General features: G+C 63.2%; 12 protein-coding genes, 1 tRNA gene and 9 pseudogenes. 9 read left to right on the plus strand and 13 right to left on the minus strand.

What is annotated here, in order from left to right:
• Positions 1-13: 13 nt before the first annotated feature.
• A complete protein-coding gene (locus tag CKW46_RS18585) occupies positions 14-1,369 on the minus strand; it encodes a M20/M25/M40 family metallo-hydrolase (protein ID WP_015356118.1) in 1,356 nt (451 codons plus the stop codon).
• Between the two features lie 149 nt (positions 1,370-1,518).
• On the opposite strand from CKW46_RS18585, the gene CKW46_RS18590 reads away from it, so the two are divergent.
• Positions 1,519-1,604: transfer RNA gene (locus CKW46_RS18590), tRNA-Leu, on the plus strand.
• An 84-nt stretch (positions 1,605-1,688) separates the two neighbouring features.
• Here the strand turns inward: CKW46_RS18590 and CKW46_RS18595 are convergent.
• The 3 genes and pseudogenes from CKW46_RS18595 to CKW46_RS18605 form a co-directional block, all read right to left on the minus strand.
• Positions 1,689-1,946 (minus strand): Site-specific recombinase, encoded by a 258-nt coding sequence (locus CKW46_RS18595; RefSeq protein ID WP_240274758.1) that lies wholly within the window; start codon positions 1,944-1,946, stop codon positions 1,689-1,691.
• A 647-nt stretch (positions 1,947-2,593) separates the two neighbouring features.
• Positions 2,594-2,776 (minus strand): annotated as a pseudogene (locus tag CKW46_RS18600) (replication initiator); the annotation flags it as partial.
• A gap of 170 nt (positions 2,777-2,946) precedes the next feature.
• A pseudogene (locus tag CKW46_RS18605) lies at positions 2,947-3,633 on the minus strand (phthiotriol/phenolphthiotriol dimycocerosates methyltransferase); the annotation flags it as partial.
• Positions 3,634-3,774: 141 nt separating this feature from the next.
• Between CKW46_RS18605 and CKW46_RS18610 the strand changes: the two are divergent.
• Positions 3,775-4,978, plus strand: a pseudogene (locus tag CKW46_RS18610) (ISAs1-like element IS2404/ISMul1 family transposase).
• A 17-nt stretch (positions 4,979-4,995) separates the two neighbouring features.
• Here the strand turns inward: CKW46_RS18610 and CKW46_RS18615 are convergent.
• Together CKW46_RS18615 and CKW46_RS18620 are read right to left on the minus strand one after the other, a co-directional pair.
• Positions 4,996-5,139: pseudogene (locus CKW46_RS18615) on the minus strand (SAM-dependent methyltransferase); the annotation flags it as partial.
• 265 nt (positions 5,140-5,404) lie between these two features.
• Positions 5,405-5,734 (minus strand): annotated as a pseudogene (locus CKW46_RS18620) (integrase core domain-containing protein); the annotation flags it as partial.
• Between the two features lie 656 nt (positions 5,735-6,390).
• Between CKW46_RS18620 and CKW46_RS18625 the strand changes: the two are divergent.
• Positions 6,391-6,668, plus strand: a pseudogene (locus tag CKW46_RS18625) (IS256 family transposase); the annotation flags it as partial.
• 80 nt (positions 6,669-6,748) lie between these two features.
• Here the strand turns inward: CKW46_RS18625 and CKW46_RS18630 are convergent.
• The 5 genes and pseudogenes from CKW46_RS18630 to CKW46_RS18650 all read right to left on the minus strand — a co-directional run bounded on the left by CKW46_RS18630 (position 6,749) and on the right by CKW46_RS18650 (position 12,683).
• Positions 6,749-6,979 (minus strand): MbtH family protein, encoded by a 231-nt coding sequence (locus CKW46_RS18630; RefSeq protein WP_020725582.1) that lies wholly within the window; start codon positions 6,977-6,979, stop codon positions 6,749-6,751.
• 291 nt (positions 6,980-7,270) lie between these two features.
• On the minus strand, positions 7,271-10,129 hold the full coding sequence (locus CKW46_RS18635; RefSeq protein WP_482052246.1) for an MMPL/RND family transporter: 2,859 nt from the start codon (positions 10,127-10,129) through the stop codon (positions 7,271-7,273).
• Positions 10,126-10,524 (minus strand): MmpS family transport accessory protein, encoded by a 399-nt coding sequence (locus tag CKW46_RS18640; protein WP_015356122.1) that lies wholly within the window; start codon positions 10,522-10,524, stop codon positions 10,126-10,128. Before CKW46_RS18640 ends, CKW46_RS18635 begins: the two co-directional genes overlap by 4 nt.
• 70 nt (positions 10,525-10,594) lie before the next feature.
• Positions 10,595-11,797: pseudogene (locus tag CKW46_RS18645) on the minus strand (ISAs1-like element IS2404/ISMul1 family transposase).
• Positions 11,798-12,131: 334 nt separating this feature from the next.
• Complete coding sequence (locus CKW46_RS18650; protein ID WP_482052247.1) at positions 12,132-12,683, minus strand: IS30 family transposase; 552 nt, start codon at positions 12,681-12,683, stop codon at positions 12,132-12,134.
• Between CKW46_RS18650 and CKW46_RS18655 the strand changes: the two genes are divergently transcribed.
• From CKW46_RS18655 to CKW46_RS18680, 6 genes and pseudogenes are all read left to right on the plus strand, one after another.
• On the plus strand, positions 12,669-13,418 hold the full coding sequence (locus CKW46_RS18655) for a hypothetical protein (RefSeq protein WP_499018079.1): 750 nt from the start codon (positions 12,669-12,671) through the stop codon (positions 13,416-13,418). The genes CKW46_RS18650 and CKW46_RS18655 overlap by 15 nt on opposite strands.
• Positions 13,357-13,620, plus strand: coding sequence for an integrase core domain-containing protein (locus tag CKW46_RS18660; RefSeq protein ID WP_081652170.1), 264 nt, complete (start codon positions 13,357-13,359; stop codon positions 13,618-13,620). The genes CKW46_RS18655 and CKW46_RS18660 overlap by 62 nt, the downstream gene beginning before the upstream one ends.
• 263 nt (positions 13,621-13,883) lie before the next feature.
• Positions 13,884-15,087: pseudogene (locus tag CKW46_RS18665) on the plus strand (ISAs1-like element IS2404/ISMul1 family transposase).
• Positions 15,088-15,235: 148 nt separating this feature from the next.
• The gene (locus tag CKW46_RS18670) at positions 15,236-16,177 is read left to right on the plus strand and encodes an alpha/beta fold hydrolase (RefSeq protein WP_015356126.1); all 942 of its coding nucleotides are present in this window, start codon (positions 15,236-15,238) and stop codon (positions 16,175-16,177) included.
• Positions 16,178-16,431: 254 nt separating this feature from the next.
• A pseudogene (locus CKW46_RS18675) lies at positions 16,432-16,581 on the plus strand (type II toxin-antitoxin system Phd/YefM family antitoxin); the annotation flags it as partial.
• Positions 16,582-16,586: 5 nt separating this feature from the next.
• Positions 16,587-17,021, plus strand: coding sequence for a type II toxin-antitoxin system VapC family toxin (locus CKW46_RS18680; protein ID WP_117435415.1), 435 nt, complete (start codon positions 16,587-16,589; stop codon positions 17,019-17,021).
• Between the two features lie 195 nt (positions 17,022-17,216).
• Here CKW46_RS18680 and CKW46_RS18685 read toward each other — a convergent pair whose 3' ends face one another.
• Positions 17,217-17,621, minus strand: a complete 405-nt coding sequence (locus CKW46_RS18685; protein WP_015356128.1) for a hypothetical protein — start codon at positions 17,619-17,621, stop codon at positions 17,217-17,219.
• A gap of 84 nt (positions 17,622-17,705) precedes the next feature.
• Positions 17,706-18,500, minus strand: a complete 795-nt coding sequence (wag31, locus tag CKW46_RS18690) for a DivIVA-like cell division protein Wag31 (protein ID WP_482052249.1) — start codon at positions 18,498-18,500, stop codon at positions 17,706-17,708.
• Between the last annotated feature and the right edge of the window lie 54 nt (positions 18,501-18,554).

An 18,554-nucleotide genomic window follows, 5' to 3' on the forward strand; every position in this document is an offset into this window, starting at 1 on the left:
CTGTGCTTTCCGACTAGCAGTGTGTCAGGAAGTGTGTCAGTACCTCGGTGCCGAACCTGAGCGCGTCGATGGGCACCCGCTCATCGACACCGTGGAACAGCGCGGCGAAATCCAGTTCCGGCGGCAACCGCAGCGGGCTGAAGCCAAAGCAGCGAATACCCAAGCGAGCGAAGGCTTTCGCATCGGTCCCACCGGACAGCATGTAGGGAACCGTTCGGCCGTCGGGATCGACCGACAGCACCGCGGCATTCATGGCATCGACAAGGTCCCCGTCAAAGCTGGTCTCATAGGACGCCAACTCGCTTATCCACTCCCGGCTCACATCGGGGCCGATCAGCTCGTCGACTTCGGCCTCGAATGCCGCCTGACGGCCTGGCAGGACGCGACAGTCCACCACCGCCTCCGCCGTCGCCGGGATGACGTTCGCCTTGTACCCGGCTTTGAGCATGGTCGGATTCGCGGTATCGCGCAGCACCGCCTTGAGCATGCGAGCGATCGGGCCGAGTTTGTCCAGAGTCCCTTCCAGGTCCGGTGAGTCGGGGTCGAGTTCGAGCCCGGTCTCCTCGCTCACCGCGTGGAGAAACTGGGCGACGGTGTCGGTGATCACGAGCGGAAACTGGTGACGGCCCAGCCGGGCTACCGCCTCGGCGACCGTGGTGACTGCGTTGTGGTCGTGCACCATGGAGCCGTGGCCCGCCCTCCCCTGGGCCGTCAAGCGCATCCACAGGATTCCCTTTTCGGCGGTCTCGACCAGGTACAGCCGGCGTTCACCCCCGTCCCGGCGCGGGACGGTCAGGGAAAAGCCGCCAACCTCGCCGACCGCCTCGGTGACACCGTCGAATAGATCTGGGCGGTTATCGACGAGCCAGTGCGCACCGAAGTGGCCACCGTGCTCCTCGTCGGCGAGGAAGGCAAAAACCAGGTCGCGAGGTGGCACGATCCCGGCTCGGCGGAAGTGCCGGGCAACCACGATCATCATCCCGACCATGTCCTTCATGTCGACCGCGCCGCGGCCCCAGACATAACCGTCTTCGATCGCGCCGGAAAACGGGTGCACGCTCCAATCGGCGGCCTCGGCCGGCACCACGTCCAGATGGCCGTGGATCAGCAAGGCGCCCCGGGAGCTGTCCGCGCCCCGAAGGCGAGCGAACACGTTGCCCCGGCCCGGTGCACCGGACTCCACGTATTCGGTCTGGTACCCGACCTCTGCGAGTTGTTCGGCTACCCAGCGGGCACACTCCGCCTCGCCCTTGGTGGTCTCAGGTTCGCCGGTGTTGGTGGTGTCGAACCGAATCAATCTGCTGACAACCTCGGCAACGTCATCGCGCGAGTCGGTTGAAGTCCCGGTCTCCCCATTCTTTTGGGTCACAGTCACCTTTCCTACCACCCTCGGCCCAGCCGCTGACGCCGCCCGCACATTCAGGTTGCCGCAACCCCACCAACGGGCCGACGTCCGGCCAAGTTGGGTCCAGCCGCACCCATCCGATAGCCTTAGCTGCCGACCGATGCGGTTGGTTTGTCCGAGTGGCGGAATGGCAGACGCGCTAGCTTGAGGTGCTAGTGCCCTACTAATGGGCGTGGGGGTTCAAGTCCCCCCTCGGACACATCCGGCGACACGACTCAAGTCGGCCGTCGCCTTGACCCGTCCCAGGTAGGGGTCGTAGTCAAAGACGCAAACCTAGGCTTGCCTACACCTGTGCGCGTTCCGCCCCGGTCGCGGCACCGAGCACGGCTGACAGCCCACCCAGTTCCTCGACTAATTCGCTGATCTGTGCGGCGGACATGACACGGGGCCGCTCCACTTGCTCAAGACGGGCCTTCAGCTCGTCACGCTCGGCGGTGCGGCGATGCAATGCGGCGGTCAAGTCCTCCACGGCCACGCCAGACTCCACGGCGGTAACCAAAGCAGCAACCTGGGCATTCGCCTCGCGAAGCTGGCGTTGCATGCCGGCGTAGCCAGTACCGGCTGCCGGGTCGACGTCCTGCCCGCGGCGAGGTCTTCCGGATTGGCCAAGATGGCGATCCATTCATCAAGTCGCGCAGTCACCTCGTCTTCACGAACGATCAACTGACCAGCGAACACATTGGTACGAGCGTTAGCGTGAGACACAAGGACCTCCTACGGGTGCATGCAGACACATCCACCCCGTCAGGAGGCCCTCCCACTTTCAAGCAGCACGCCGTTAACAACCTCCCGGATCACGACAACTTGGAGACACGACGCTTCGGGCCTCCGCTTCCACGGCAGCGAACGGCTTTGTCCCACATCGAAGTAATCACCGATGAGGACCCCGCCATGCGGAGTGATCAGGTCGATGGCCCGCCGTTTCTGCCAGATTCGACTCGCTTCTGGGGCTTGAGCGTCCTCCGTGCTCACTCGGCCGTAGAAGGCGAACCTCCGACTCACGCCACTCCCCTCGCTGATCCAAGCATCCGGTCCCGTACAGCCAGTATGACCTGCATCAGCGCACGGTCGGCGTCCTGCGGAAGGCAATAGTTCTCGGGTACAACCATTTCAACACCTCCGTTCGACACGGCCGATGCGTCGATTCGACTGTCACAATCGGTGCTAGCACCCGCTGCTCGGGAATTGTCAGCCATCGCCGCCGTTGGGCGGATCTGTCTGTTGGCTGGGGCTTTGGCGACGGGCTTCCACCAGGCCTACGCGGCGGGTATGAATGCGTTGCAGGGCAGCGGCGTAAATGAGGGTGCGGTCGCCGGGGCTGGTGGGGCCGGCATGGTCAAACTCCCACGCCACCAGCTCATCGCCATCGGCAGAGCCGAAATCGAGCACAACGTCTCTCGCGTAGCCCGCAGCCGTTCACTAGAGCGGCCGGCCGGGACATCCGTGCGCCGACCCGCTCTGGGCGAGGCGTTCGGCGGTCAACGTACCGGAGAAGCCGGTGGCACCGTATACGACAATGCCGAACTCGCGCTCAGCTGGGTTCATCGGGACGCCGCGAAATCCTTAGTGAAGCAGTACATCCGGTACGAGAGTTCCCCGCCTTCCAGGTAGCGGGACAGCTGCCTACCTACCGCGCGGTCCGCGAAACGCAGGAAGGCTGGCAGATTGCGATCGACCAGCACCCGTGACGTGTGTGAATTCTTCTCGATACCGCGCACCACCTCCGCATTGATTTCCCGTTGCGAGAGTTGCCGCAGCGGGCTGCCGGCAAGGTCAGCCTCCCATTCGGCGATCTCATTGCTAGGGCGCAGGTCGGTGTACAGGAGATATCCTCCCGGGCGCAGGACGCGCACTACCTCGGCGAGGAAACGACTAAAGTGCGGGTAGCAATGCGAGGCTTCGACATTGAGTACCACGTCGAAGGATTCGTCCTCGAAGGGCAGGTTTTCGGCGTCGCCCCGCACGAAATCCAAACCAGGGAGGTTGTGTCGTCGCTGGCACAGCTTGATGCCGGCCCGGTTCAAGTCCAGCCCCGTGTAGGAGGCCGGATGCAGGGTGCGCGTGAGGTAGGAGGCTCCGCCGCCGTGGCCGCAACTGACCTCCAAGACCCGTTTGCCGCTCAGCTCCACGTGGGTGGCCGTGCGGTGGTACATGTTGATGTGGTCTCGGTTGGGCTCGTCGGATACCTCCAACGTCAGGTCTATCGGCGGATCTTCCTCATAGGCCCAGGGCTCCGGCGTTGTTGATTAGCAGGCTTGTGAGCTGGGTTGATGATCTTTGGTGCCGCGCTATTGGGGCCGGAGTGTAGGCACGGGCTATCTGGAGAACGATCGAGTTGGTTACTGTTCGTCGTTGGTCTGGAGTTGCCCGTGCCTACCGTTTCAGTATTGCCTGTGTCGTCGGTTCCAGAGGTGTTCGACCGCTGGAGTCCTGGTGAGCGCAGCGAGCTCATCGGATCGGAGTTTCTCGATGTGTTGGCCTCGGTGCCAGACCCGAGGGACCCACGCGGTCGGAGGTATTCGCTGATGGCTTTGTTGGCGATCGCGGTTCTGGCCACTGCCGCGGGGATGCGCGGCTATGCTGGTTTTGCCACATGGGCGGCCACCGCTCCCGATGATGTGTTGGCCCAATTAGGGGTCCGGTTCCGGCGGCCCAGTGAGAAGACCTTCCGCGCTGTTTTGTCTCGGCTAGACCCCGCCGACCTCAACGCCAGGATGGGCAGTTACTTCACTGCACACGTGGCCAGCAGCGACCCCAGTGGATTGGTGCCGATCGCGTTGGACGGCAAGATGCTGCGTGGTGCCTTTACGCGCCAAAGCGACAGCCACGCATCTCGTGTCGGTGTTCGCCCACCGTGCCCGATTGGTGCTCGGTCAACTCGCTGTCGCCGAGAAAAGCAATGAAATTCCCTGCGTACGTGCCCTGCTCACGCTGCTGCCGGGTAGCTTGCGGTGGCTGGTCACCGTGGATGCGATGCATACCCAGGTCGTCACCGCGAAGTTGATCTGCGCCACCTTGAAGTCGCACTACCTGATGATCGTCAAGTCCAACCAAGCCAAAATACTTGCGCGTATCACCGCGCTGCCCTGGGCCGAGGTGCCCACAGCCGCTACCGACGACTCCCGCGGCCACGGCCGTGTCGAGACCCGCACCCTGCAAATCATCACCGCTGCACGAGGAATCGGCTTCCCCTACGCAAAACAAATCATCCGGATCACTCGTGAACGCTTGATCACCGCCACCGACCAGCGCAGCGTGGAGGTGGTCTATGCCATCTGCAGCCTGCCGTTCGAGCACGCCCGCCCTACCGCGATCATGACCTGGATGCGTCAACACTGGGGAATCGAGAACAGCCTGCACTGGATACGCGACGTCACCTTCGACGAAGACCGTCAAAGGGCACATACCGGAAACGGCGCACAGGTCCTAGCAACGCTACGCAACACCGCGATCAATCTGCACCGCCTCAACGGCGCCGACAACATCGCCGAAGCCTGCCGGATCACCGCTTTGACCGCCAACCGCCGCCTAGACCTCCTCAATCCACAATTCCCCAGCTCACAAGCCTGCTAATCAACAACGCCGGAGCCCTGCTCATAGGCCCAATTGAGGAATGCAATTTCGTCGGTACCGAGCCCGCGCGTCATCAACGGGTACCAGTACCGCCAAACCCTCTTGTAGATCGAGGTGCTTCCCAAGCGGGCGAGGAGGCGGTGGGCGGGGCTGAAGGCCATAGGCAGAAAGTATGGCAGACACCAGACATGAAAACGCTCGAATACATCCCAAACCGGCCTGCGAGGCCGGAGGTGGTAAAAGCCGCCGATTCCGAAGCGCCGATCAAAGTCTCGATCGAATGCCGACGTGCGGAAATTGAGAACCACTCGGTTCTGCCGCGCCGGGTCGCCGCGGTAAGCGCTGTGACCGGACCCCATGAATTGGTCCACGGAGAACGAGAGTCGTTCATTGGTGTGTACAGGTGGCAGCGTAGTCGGCGGGGGCTTAGTATCCCAGGGCTGAGCGGCGGCGGTGTCGGTTCTAGTCGTGTTTCCAGTCGCTGATGACCACGCGGGCCTAGGGCAGGGACCAGAAGTTATTGATGTTGAGGCATTCGTCACGGATGCGGGAGTTGAATGATTCGACGTAGCCGTTTCGCCAGGGCTCACCGGGTGGGATGAAGTGCAGGCCGACATGTTCGTTGGCCCAGTCGGCCATTGCTGCACAGGCTAATTCGGGTCCGTTGTCGCATCAGAGTACGGCCGGGTAGGTGCCGCGCTGGGCGGCGATGCGGTCGAGTTCGTCGATGAGGTCATCGCCGGTGCTATGCCGCTTCCTCGTTGCCATGATCTTGTCGAGCCTTCCTGCCCACAGCGTGGGCTGCTGCAAGGCTCTCATAAGCCATGGATCCCAATCGGGGTCAGGCCAGCTGTTTTCGACAGCGCGCGCCGGAAACCGCTGATGTCGCAGTAATTCCGGCATTCGCGCTTCAACATTCCTACAGAAATCAGCAATGGTCGTCCTGGGCGATGCCATGAGCAATGATTAGAACCTTTGCGTGCGAAGCGATGTCGTGTGTGTGAGTGAACTCGTGAGTAGGAGGTCGGTGGTGCCGGTCGCGTAGTTCTCGGTTGGTGTTCGTGACCGATCCCCGCTCTGACGTGCGTCGACTGGTCCTGCCTGGTGCGAAGCTCAGGGAAGGAACCTAAGGGCCTCCGTTTCCATCCGGAGGAGCGACCAGGAGGGGAGGGCCGGACGGGCGAACGTGATTGCCCCCCTTGATGACACCTGGTTATTTGAAGCTCGGGCAGACGGGATGGGAAACCGGGTGGGAGGACCTGGCCAGCCCCGGCGCACCAATGCGCCAGGACTACCCGACATGAGCTTTGGTGAGGGGGCGTGAAAGTGGGCGCACCCTCCCGTTGATGATCTGAAAGTCCAGAAACTCTGATCAAGAACGACGTTGGCGCGCTGGTTGGGAAGTTACGCCCGTGCTCACCACAGATCACGATGCCGCGGAGGCCAACGACATGGCCGCCGATCATCGGTCGTTGCTCGATGAGATCGTCCGCGACGGTGCTCGGCCGATGCTGACCGCCGTACTGCAGGCCGAGGTCGCCGCCTACGCAGCCCGGTTCGCCGACCAACTCGACGAGACGGCCACCGCCTGGTGGTGCGCAACGGCTATCACCAGGAGCGCGAGGTGCTGACCGCGGCGGGCGCGGCCAAGGCGCACGCGCCGCGGGTCAACGATCGTCGTGTAGATGCGCAAGCCAAATATCCAGCCGCCCCGCGTCAGCGGAAGGGCGCGCTCACCAATATCCATCCGACCGGCGCGGACCCGATGACTTACGCTTCAACGGGCCGGTCCTGAGCTAACCGCTCGCGCAGACTCTTCGGCCGGATATCGGGCCAGTTCTGTTCCACGTAGTCCAGACACGCAGCGCGCGCTGCCTCACCGAAGACCACCCGCCAGCCCGCCGGCACCTCAGCGAAGACTGGCCACAGGCTGTGTTGTTCCTCGTCGTTAACCACGACGAAGAAGGTGCCGTTCTCGTCGTCGAATGGATTGACGCTCACGGTGCTTCCATCCCCCATTTCTCGCTACTTCAACTCGAAAATTGCGTTCAGACCAGCCAGCGCCGAGTGGCCGGTCCGGCTCGGCTGATGTGCGTGTCGTAGTTGGCGTTATGCAAGCTTCCGCAGCACATTGTATCCGTGTTCGGTACTTCACCGAGCTTTTTCCGGTAGTCCCTGACGACATGGACACCACTACGCGTTCGCACAGAGGGGTCAATCGGGGTGCGGCGCACGTATGGGCCGATTATCGAACTAGCCAGTCCGCCATATGATTCGGCCTCCATTATCGGATCAGGCTTGCGGCCGCACTGGCCGTGCCCGAGCGGGTCGGGTCCGTACATTGATCGGCCACCAGAACCACCGGCCGAGCAGCGCCGCGATGGAGGGCACCATGAACGACCGCACGATCAGCGTGTCAAACAGCAGGCCGAGCCCGATGAACATCCCGATCTGACCGATGGTGCGCAGATCACTGACCACCATCGAAGTCATCGTAAAGGCGAATACCAGACCTGCCGCCGTCACTACACTGCCTGCTCCACCCATCGCGCGGATGATCCCCGTCTTCAGCCCGGCCGGAATCTCCTCTTTGAACCTGGCCACCATCATCAGGTTGTAGTCCGCGCCGACCGCCAACAGGATGATGACAGCCATCGACATCACCATCCACTGCAGCGGCAGACCCACGATGTACTGCCACAGTAGAACCGAGAGTCCAACGGATGCGCCCAGCGATAGCAGCACCGTGCCCACGATCACCATCGCGGCGACCAGACTCCTCGTGATCAACAGCATGATCGCGAAAATCAGGCAGACCGTGGCGATCACCGCGATTACAAGATCGTATCGAGTACCTTCCGACAGGTCGTGGTAGACCGAGGCAGTTCCGCCCAGTGACACCTTGGCATTCTCCAGCGGGGTTCCCTTGAGCGCCTCGATCGCCGCCAATTTGATCGGATCCACCCGCGATATCCCTTCTGCCGACGCCGGATCACCGCGGTGCGAGATGATCATCCGCAACGACTTGCCGTCCGGCGAGATGAACAGATCCATCGCGCGCCGGAAGTCGGGATTGTCGAAGACCTCAGACGGCAGGTAGAAAGAGTCGTCGTTGCGCGCCGCGTCGAAAGCCTTACCCATTTCGGCTGCGCCGTGGCTCAATTCGTCCATCTGGCGGTACATGCCGGACATGGTGCTGTGCATCGTCAGCATCATCTGCTGCATGCTCTCCATGGTTGCGATCATGGGGGGGAACTGCGCGATCATCTCCGGTATCAGGGCGTTCAAGTCGGTCATACCCTTGATCATCCGATCCATCTGGTCGGTCATCGCGTCGATCCCGTCGACGGAATCGGACACCGACCGCAGAGCCCAGCACACCGGGATGTCGAAGCAGTGCGGCTCCCAGTGGAAGTAGTTGCGGATCGGTCGGAAGAAATCCTCGAAATCCGCCAAACTGTCCCGCGCGTCGCGAACGGCGGTCTGCATGTCATCCATGTCGACGACGAGACCGTCGCCCACTCCGGCCATTCGGGACATCGAAGCCTGCATCCGCTTCATGATCGCCACCGTGTTGCCCAACGACTCGGCCTGAGCTTTCATATCGTCGATGCGGTCAAACATCAACTTCATGTTCTGTTGTAGACCGACGCCCTGCATACTCATCATGAAGGGTATCGAGGTGTGCTGGATCGGTGCACCATCCGGCCGGGTGATCGCCTGCACCCGCGCAACACCTGGCACGCGGAAAATGGCTTTGGCGAGCTTGTCGATCACCAAGAAGTCAGCCGGGTTGCGCAGGTCGTGGTCGGCCTCCACCAGCAGAACCTCAGGATTCATCCGGGCCGCCGAGAAGTGCTGCTCGGCGGCCGCATAGCCCGCATTGGCCTCGATGTCGCCGGGGATGTATCGGCGATCGTTGTAGCTGGGTTGGTAGAACGGCAGTGCTATCAGTCCGACCAGGGCCGCCGCCAGTGACGCGAGCAGAATCGGTGCGGGCCACCGCACCACCGCGGTTCCGATGCGACGCCAGAAGCGAATTCGTATGGCACGCTTGGGCTCCAGCAGGCCGAACCGACTGGCGACGGTGACCGCAGCCGGGCCCAGGGTCAACGCAACACTCAAGGCCACCAGCATGGCTACTGCGGTCGGCACGCCGAGGCTCTGCAAATACGGCATTCGGGTCAGGCTCATACACAACGCGGCGCCGGCGATCGTCAGCCCCGAAGCCAACACAACGTGCGCAGTGCCGTGCCACATCTCGTAGTACGCCGATTCGCGGTCGACCCCCGCGGCGCGCGCTTCCTGGTAGCGGCCGATCAAAAAGATCGCGTAGTCGGTCCCGGTCGCGATAGCCATGGCGACCACGAGGTTGACCGCGAACGTTGACAGCTCGACGACCCCGAGATAGCCGATCACGGCGGCGACACCGGTCGCCGCCGACAGCTGAATACCGACCACACCGAGCAGCACCAGAACGGTTGGGACCGAACGGAAGAAGAACAACATCAGCACGATGATCACCGTGAACGTAGCAATCTTGATCGTTCTGACCGTGCGTTCAGCAGAGTGGATCAGGTCCGCCTGCAGTGCCGCCGGACCGGTGACATACACCTTCACACCGGGCGGCGGCGGGCGCGCATCCACAGCCGCCCACACCGCCCCGACCGACTCGTTGGCCAGTGTGTCGCCGATGTTCCCGGAGAGGTACAGCTGAAGGTAGGCGGCCTTGCCGTCCGGGCTCTGAGCGCTGCCTTCGGTCAGCGGATCACCCCAGAAGTCCTGGACATTCTGGACGTGGGCGGTATCGGCCCGCAGTCGCGTCACCAGGTCGTCGTAGTACTCGTGAGCATCGGCCCCCAGCGGTTGTCGACCCTCCAGGAGGATCAGCGCGACGCTGTCGGACCTGGACTCGCCGAACACCCGGCCCATCTCCTTTATCGCCTGCAGTGACGGGGCGCCGGCGGGATTCATCGACACCGAGTTATCGGCCGCGACTTGTTGAAGCGAAGGAACCAGGATGTTGATGAGGACGATGATCGCCAGCCAACCCAACATGATCGGGATCGCCAGGCGACGGATCCAGCGCGCCAGCAATGCGTGCTCGGTGCGCACCTCTCGCGACGATGGGCGAAACACCCGGGTGGTCACGCGGACTTCGCAATGCAATACACGTATGCACTCACGGCGCTGGAGGTCCGTTCATCCTTGACCTCGCCGTCAGACGAGATACGGCAGCCGAGGAAATCGCTGTTTCCCTGCGCGATGATGTTGGCCACCATCGACGGTGCGTCCGTTTCGACGTCAATCGACCAGGGCAGTGCGACGTCGTTGAGCTGCTGAGCTTCGCCGGCCGGGTCCATGTAGTTGATGTCGGCGATGGTGCCTGGTGCGCCGAAGATCTCGTATCGCACGCGCTTGGGGCCCGAGCTGCTGACGCTACCCGCGGGCGTGCTATCAGCGTAGGTCGGCAGCTGCTGCGAGCCGAACATCCCGCGAACCCGCGACACCGCGAAACCACCGACGGCAAACACCACCGCCAGCACCAGCGGCAACCGCGCTCGTTTCAGAACGGTGACGATCTCAGTACACCCCCCAGGGCTCCGGCGTTGTTGATTAGCAGGCTTGTGAGCTGGGGAATTGTGGATTGAGGAGGTCTAGGCGGCGGTTGGCGGTCAAAGCGGTGATCCGGCAGGCTTCGGCGATGTTGTCGGCGCCGTTGAGGCGGTGCAGATTGATCGCGGTGTTGCGTAGCGTTGCTAGGACCTGTGCGCCGTTTCCGGTATGTGCCCTTTGACGGTCTTCGTCGAAGGTGACGTCGCGTATCCAGTGCAGGCTGTTCTCGATTCCCCAGTGTTGACGCATCCAGGTCATGATCGCGGTAGGGCGGGCGTGCTCGAACGGCAGGCTGCAGATGGCATAGACCACCTCCACGCTGCGCTGGTCGGTGGCGGTGATCAAGCGTTCACGAGTGATCCGGATGATTTGTTTTGCGTAGGGGAAGCCGATTCCTCGTACAGCGGTGATGATTTGCAGGGTGCGGGTCTCGACACGGCCGTGGCCGCGGGAGTCGTCGGTAGCGGCTGCGGGCACCTCGGCCCAGGGCAGCGCGGTGATACGCGCAAGTATTTTGGCTTGGTTGGACTTGACGATCATCAGGTAGTGCGACTTCAAGGTGGCGCAGATCAACTTCGCGGTGACGACCTGGGTATGCATCGCATCCACGGTGACCAGCCACCGCAAGCTACCCGGCAGCAGCGTGAGCAGGGCACGTACGCAGGGAATTTCATTGCTTTTCTCGGCGACAGCGAGTTGACCGAGCACCAATCGGGCACGGTGGGCGAACACCGACACGAGATGCGTGGCTGTCGCTTTGGCGCGTAAAGCACCACGCAGCATCTTGCCGTCCAACGCGATCGGCACCAATCCACTGGGGTCGCTGCTGGCCACGTGTGCAGTGAAGTAACTGCCCATCCTGGCGTTGAGGTCGGCGGGGTCTAGCCGAGACAAAACATCGCGGAAGGTCTTCTCACTGGGCCGCCGGAACCGGACCCCTAATTAGGCCAACACATCATCGGGAGCGGTGGCCGCCCATGTGGCAAAACCAGCATAGCCGCGCATCCCCGCGGCAGTGGCCAGAACCGCGATCGCCAACAAAGCCATCAGCGAATACCTCCGACCGCGTGGGTCCCTCGGGTCTGGCACCGAGACCAACACACCGAGAAACTCCGATCCGATGAGCTCACTGCGCTCACCAGGACTCCAGCGGTCGAACACCTCTGGAACCGACGACACAGGCAATACTGAAACGGTAGGCACGGGCAACTCCAGACCAACGACGAACAGTAACCAACTCGATCGTTCTCCAGATAGCCCGTGCCTACACTCCGGCCCCAATAGCGCGGCACCAAAGATCATCAACCCAGCTCACAAGCCTGCTAATCAACAACGCCGGAGCCCTGAGCATGTGTCCGTGTGGAACGCAGAGTTCCTGTTGACGACGGGGTGGTTTCAAGTCAACGTCGCAACACCGGCGGATTCTGCGAGGCTAACTGGGCGGCGAATAGGTCGGCGGGACAACGGTCTCGAAGCGGACGGTGATTGAGGTCGTCCTCGACGGCCTGCAGGTGCGCTGGCGGGTGACTGATAGGCGTCACGCCCTTCGGGAAGTAGTCGCGCAGCAGTCCGTTGGTGTTCTCGTTGCTACCCCGTTGCCAGGGTGATCGGGAATCGCAGAAGTACACCGGCGCTCCACGCTCCTTCGTGGTGCCAGATGGCGTGCCATCTCGGTGCCCTGGTCCCAGGTGATAGACCGCATGAGAGCCGTCGGCAGATCCTGTATGCGGGCTACCAGGGCTCCGTGTAGCGAGTCGGAGTCGGCGCGGGGCAGGTGTAGCAGTCGTAGCATTCGGTTCTGACGCTCGACTAGCGTGCCGATCGCTGAGTGGTGGTTGTCACCGATGATGAGGTCACCCTCCCGGTGCCCTGCCTCTGATCGGTCGACGGGCGGGAACAGCCGGTCGTGGATGGTCAGCATCGGCTGTTGGAAACGGCCGCGCCGGCGCTGTTGGCGGTGGTGTGCTCGGCGGTGATCTCGACCGGTGCGCAACGGTGAGCGTCGGTGCGGTGCCAAACGCGAGGGGCGCAGGAACCGCGAATTCGGTTGATGCACAGCTTGGTAGATGCTTTCGTGGCACAGCCGCATCTAGGGGTCGTCGGGGAAGCGCAGCCGGAGATGACGGCTGATCTGTTGCGGGCTCCACCGCTGAGCAAGCAGCTCGCCGATCACGGCGCCGAGCTCACTGTTCGTGTCCACTCGGCGCCGATGCTGACGTGCTCTCCGCACGGTGGCGCGGCGATGGGCGACGCCCTGGCCCCTTCTTCACCCGACGCGACAATGCCAACACAACCTCCAGAATCTAGAGAAGTGTTGCGATCGTCCCTGGAAACCACCAGGCTTGGTAGTCAATCCGAAACGCACGCACCGATTGTGGAAAGACGAACGGCTGCAACGTCGGCCGAAGACCCGCAAGTGCATGCGCCTGGGCCCTGGCGCGGGGGCCACAGCGCCAGGGCCGCGGCCCGCCCCGATCATGTGTGGGCGCTGGACTATCAGCACGACCTGACCGTCGATGGCCTTCAGCTGCGCTTCTGCAACGTCATTGACGAGTTCACCCGCGAGGCGTTGGCCATCCGGCCACGACGATCCTGGAACGCCGATCATTCTGATGGGCTGATCCTGACCACGGGCCGCAAGCCCGAACACATCCGGATGGCCAACGGACCCGAACTGACCAGTCACACCCTGGCTGATTGGGCTCGCTTCGGCGCGGTAGGCACCATTCTTATCGAATCCGGCGCACCGTGGGAAAACGGGCATTTGCGAATCCTTCAACGGGCGCTTTCGCGACGAATTCCTGACCACCGAAACCTTCGGTAGTCTGCTCGAAGCCCAGGTTCTCGCCGAGGACTGGTGCACCGAATACACCACCGACCGACCTCACAGCGCATTGAACGACCTCACCGCCAAGGCCTTCCGAAATGCACCGGGAAACCACCAACCAAAAGCTCTCATAGAAGTCGGCCCGGAAGCTGGGGCCCCGTCAACCGAAGTCCCGCCGAGCTTTTCGCCCTCTTGCTAGACTCGCCAGGCCATCATGTGTTGCGACGATGACTGGGACCCACCTTGCCGCGCTCTAGTCAGTATTCGGCTGCCGCCGACCCGGTTTGTGGACAGCAGCTCCGTCGATTCGGGGACAGGGCAGGGCTCCGGCGTTGTTGATTAGCAGGCTTGTGAGCTGGGTTGATGATCTTTGGTGCCGCGCTATTGGGGCCGGAGTGTAGGCACGGGCTATCTGGAGAACGATCGAGTTGGTTACTGTTCGTCGTTGGTCTGGAGTTGCCCGTGCCTACCGTTTCAGTATTGCCTGTGTCGTCGGTTCCAGAGGTGTTCGACCGCTGGAGTCCTGGTGAGCGCAGTGAGCTCATCGGATCGGAGTTTCTCGATGTGTTGGCCTCGGTGCCAGACCCGAGGGACCCACGCGGTCGGAGGTATTCGCTGATGGCTTTGTTGGCGATCGCGGTTCTGGCCACTGCCGCGGGGATGCGCGGCTATGCTGGTTTTGCCACATGGGCGGCCACCGCTCCCGATGATGTGTTGGCCTAATTAGGGGTCCGGTTCCGGCGGCCCAGTGAGAAGACCTTCCGCGCTGTTTTGTCTCGGCTAGACCCCGCCGACCTCAACGCCAGGATGGGCAGTTACTTCACTGCACACGTGGCCAGCAGCGACCCCAGTGGATTGGTGCCGATCGCGTTGGACGGCAAGATGCTGCGTGGTGCCTTTACGCGCCAAAGCGACAGCCACGCATCTCGTGTCGGTGTTCGCCCACCGTGCCCGATTGGTGCTCGGTCAACTCGCTGTCGCCGAGAAAAGCAATGAAATTCCCTGCGTACGTGCCCTGCTCACGCTGCTGCCGGGTAGCTTGCGGTGGCTGGTCACCGTGGATGCGATGCATACCCAGGTCGTCACCGCGAAGTTGATCTGCGCCACCTTGAAGTCGCACTACCTGATGATCGTCAAGTCCAACCAAGCCAAAATACTTGCGCGTATCACCGCGCTGCCCTGGGCCGAGGTGCCCGCAGCCGCTACCGACGACTCCCGCGGCCACGGCCGTGTCGAGACCCGCACCCTGCAAATCATCACCGCTGCACGAGGAATCGGCTTCCCCTACGCAAAACAAATCATCCGGATCACTCGTGAACGCTTGATCACCGCCACCGACCAGCGCAGCGTGGAGGTGGTCTATGCCATCTACAGCCTGCCGTTCGAGCACGCCCGCCCTACCGCGATCATGACCTGGATGCGTCAACACTGGGGAATCGAGAACAGCCTGCACTGGATACGCGACGTCACCTTCGACGAAGACCGTCAAAGGGCACATACCGGAAACGGCGCACAGGTCCTAGCAACGCTACGCAACACCGCGATCAATCTGCACCGCCTCAACGGCGCCGACAACATCGCCGAAGCCTGCCGGATCACCGCTTTGACCGCCAACCGCCGCCTAGACCTCCTCAATCCACAATTCCCCAGCTCACAAGCCTGCTAATCAACAACGCCGGAGCCCTGGACACATGCTTACCCTCCCGACAACACCGGCGCGTTGCCAGGCCAGGACGCCCTTGGTACCTTGCACCACCAGCGGCGGCTCAGCTGCTTTGCAGCCGTGAGTCGACGATCTGAAAGGCAGGCGATAGATGATCAATCGGGAGAGCACGGACGAGATCGGCAGCGATTCTTCGAGCCCGACCGTTCTCGACGTGCAGGGTTCCGGTGTCCAACCGCCGGTGGCCACTCGAGTCCGCCGGGCGTTCTGGCTGCTGGAGCGCTTCGCCCCCGCATTGGGGTCGCGGTGGGCGACCGAGCTGTGGTGCACCCCGCCGGTCCTGGAGTCAAGTTTGCGCATGCCGCCCGGCGTTCCGCCCGGCCAGCCACTGGAAGCGCACTGGAACGGGCATCGCATCGTCGGGGAAGCCTGGGGCGAGGGGCCACCGGTCTATCTCGTGCACGGCTGGGGCGGGCGTCGCCCGCACCTCGGCATGTTCATCAAACCTCTCGTCAAGTCCGGTCATCGCGTCATCGCGTTCGATCTGCCCAGCCATAACGAGTCCGATCCGGGCGCACTGGCACCGGGTCGCACCACCGCCATCGAGTGCGCCGAAGCGGTTGCCGCGATCATCCGAGAGCACGGGCCGGCCCGCGCTGTCGTCGCCCACTCGCTCGGGGCCAACGCGACCGTATTCGCGGCGGCATGGGGCACGACGGTCGGGCGTTTGGTGTTTCTCGCGCCAATGGGAGAGTGCCCGATCTATCTGGATCTCTTCGCCGCGCGCCACGGCTTCGGCCGACGGATACGCGCCGGCCTGCAGCGCCGTCTTGAACGCCGTATCGGCATGCCTTTAGAGGACACCAACATGGTCCGGGTGGCCGCTCGGACCGACTATCCGCCGATGCTGCTCATCCACGACCCCGATGACCCCGAGACTCCATATGCGACGAGCGAAAAGATTGTTGCGTCCTGGCCAGGCGCGCGTTTGATGACGACACGGGGACTCGGCCGCCTGGCGCATTTCCGGATCCTGAGGCACAGCCCCGCGATTCGTGCGGGCGTCGAATTCATCGGTCCCGCACCGGTTTAAGCATGCCGGGGGACCCTGCCCGATCGGGGTTATCGCTGGTCGTCGGGGCGGCGTTGTCAGGCTGTGTGAATGCCGTGCTGATGCACAGTCGGCGCACACGATCCGGTAGTTGGTCGCGGTCGGCGGTTACACAGCGGCGACGTTGTGTGCAGTGCGGGCCCCCTCATCAGGATGACGATGACCGCGCACATATGGGCGACGGCGTCTTGGCCGCGGACGAATCGGCGAATCGGCCCGCTGCCACCCCACCTCCGCTCGATCGAGTTCGGGCTGGTGGTGAGGTCGTCATCACCGACCGCGGGATTACGGTCGCGCGACTCACTGCGCTGGACAACGCAGGCATCTTGGAGCGACTCACGGCCGAAGGCGTGATCGGCAAGGCCACCGCGCAACGGCCGGTCGCTGACCGGTGCCACTCGTCTACTTCGACGCCAGCACCTTCGTCAAACTTCTCACCACCGAGACAGGGGGTTCGCTGGCGTCCGTGCCATGGGCCGGCTGCGACGCCGCATTGTCCGCCCGCCTGGCCTACCCAGAAGTCCGCGCCGCACTCGCCGCAGCAGCCCGCAATCACGACCTAACCGAATCCGAGCTCGCCGAAGCCGAGCGTGACTGGGAGGACTTCTGGACCGCCACCCGCCCCGTAGAACACACCACGACGGTTGAACACCACGCCGACCACCTCGCCCGCGCCCACGCGTTACGCGGAGCCCAGGCTGTCCATCTGGCCAGCGCGTTGGCAGTCGGCGCCCCAGGCCTGATCATCGCCGCATGGGACCGACGCCTGCACACCGGAGCCCAAGCCGCCAGGTGCCGAGTAGCCCCCGCCCAACTCGACCCCTAGCCCACCGCCCCGATATCGGAGTGAGTCAACCCCAGCACGGACGACGATCAGGTACCGATTCGCCAGGTCTCGACCCGTGTCGCAGTTCAGGTTCGCGACAACAGCATCAGCTTCTCGAGGTAGTCGGACAGGCTCAATCCGAGCCAATAAGCCGCGCTAGCCAACAAGATCGGGCTCGAGCCACGGCATGGCGCGCTATTCGGCGCTGTCGTCACGCTTAGCGTCGGCGGACACCGTCGATTCTTCCGCAGTATCGGAGCCCGCGTCTGTGCCCTCTGCGTCCTCTTGGCCCTCGGTGTCCTCGGAGCCCTCTTCGACGTCCTCGACATCTTCGGCGGCCGGTTCCGCCTCGGCGTCATCGTCAGGGTATTCGACGTAGTCGGCCTCGCCGTCGGCATCGGCTGGCTGTTCGGCCTCATCCTGGTCTTTGCTGGCCGCCTCACGTTGCTGACGCTCCCTGAGGGCGTCAACGATCAGCAAAACCACACCCAGTGCACTGGCGCCGATGCACACCCACGCCACCAGCTGATTGCTGGTGACCACCGCGAACACCAGCGCAACGAGCCCAATGAGGGCTAAAACGAGGGCAATGATCAGCATCGGTCATCCTCCGGCCGGCGGGCAGCGACTGCCAAAACCTACCAGGGTTTGCGCGCCAGCCGGCCAGCCCGGCCCGTGTCCCGGCTAGTTGTTGCCCCGGTTGAATTGCTCGAACCCGCCGGCGTCCGCGCTCGAATCGACCGGCGCGGCCGATCCGCGCTGACCGAGTTCCTCGAGCTGGGACTCCAGGTAGGTCTTGAGACGGGTCCGGTATTCGCGTTCGAATGTCCGCAGTTGCTCGAGGCGGCCTTCCAGCACGGTGCGCTGCTGGTTGATGGTGCCCATGATCTCGGAGTGCTTGCGCTCGGCATCGGCCTGCAGGGCGTCCGCCTTCTCCTGGGCCTGCCGCAACTGGCTCTCCGACCGGGCCTGCGCATCCGCGAGCATCCCATCGGCGCGCTGCCGGGCTTCGGTGACCGTTGTCTTGGCCGTGTGCCGGGCCTCGCTGAGGATTTGGTCGGCGTTGGCGCGGGCGTCGGACAGCATCTTGTCCGATTCGGCCTTAGCTGTGCTGGTGAGGCGGTCGGCGGTGTCTTGCGCCAGGCTCAGCACCCGGGCCGCCTTCATGGCCTGTTCCTCGTTGGTTGCCGCCGAGGCCACAGGCGCAGCGGGCTTTGCCGGCTCGGGCTCCGGCTCGTACACGGGCATGGCTTGGGTGGGCTGAGCGGTCACAGCAGCCCCGCCGCCAGCACCCGCGGCCAGCTCCTGGTCCAGCTCAGCGATCCGTTGACGCAGATCCGAATTCTCTTCGATCAGTCGAGTGAGCTCGTTCTCCACCAGGTCAAGGAAGGCGTCGACCTCATCTTCGTTGTACCCGCGCTTGCCGATAGGCGGCTTACTGAACGCCACATTGTGGACGTCGGCAGGTGTAAGCGGCATTGTTTGTCCCCTCAAGTTCCTGGACGGTCAAACGATCTGGAAAGTGTAGAACGA

It is taken from the genome of Mycobacterium liflandii, from assembly GCF_022354805.1.
Classification (GTDB): Bacteria; Actinomycetota; Actinomycetes; order Mycobacteriales; family Mycobacteriaceae; genus Mycobacterium; species Mycobacterium marinum.

Coding starts and splice junctions, on each gene's coding strand:
- CKW46_RS18685 (WP_015356128.1), bottom strand. CDS start 17,621: ATGCTGATCATTGCCCTCGTTTTAGCCCTCATTGGGCTCGTTGCGCTG.
- wag31 (WP_482052249.1), bottom strand. CDS start 18,500: ATGCCGCTTACACCTGCCGACGTCCACAATGTGGCGTTCAGTAAGCCG.
- CKW46_RS18595 (WP_240274758.1), bottom strand. CDS start 1,946: ATGCAACGCCAGCTTCGCGAGGCGAATGCCCAGGTTGCTGCTTTGGTT.
- CKW46_RS18670 (WP_015356126.1), top strand. CDS start 15,236: ATGATCAATCGGGAGAGCACGGACGAGATCGGCAGCGATTCTTCGAGC.
- CKW46_RS18650 (WP_482052247.1), bottom strand. CDS start 12,683: ATGCGGCTGTGCCACGAAAGCATCTACCAAGCTGTGCATCAACCGAAT.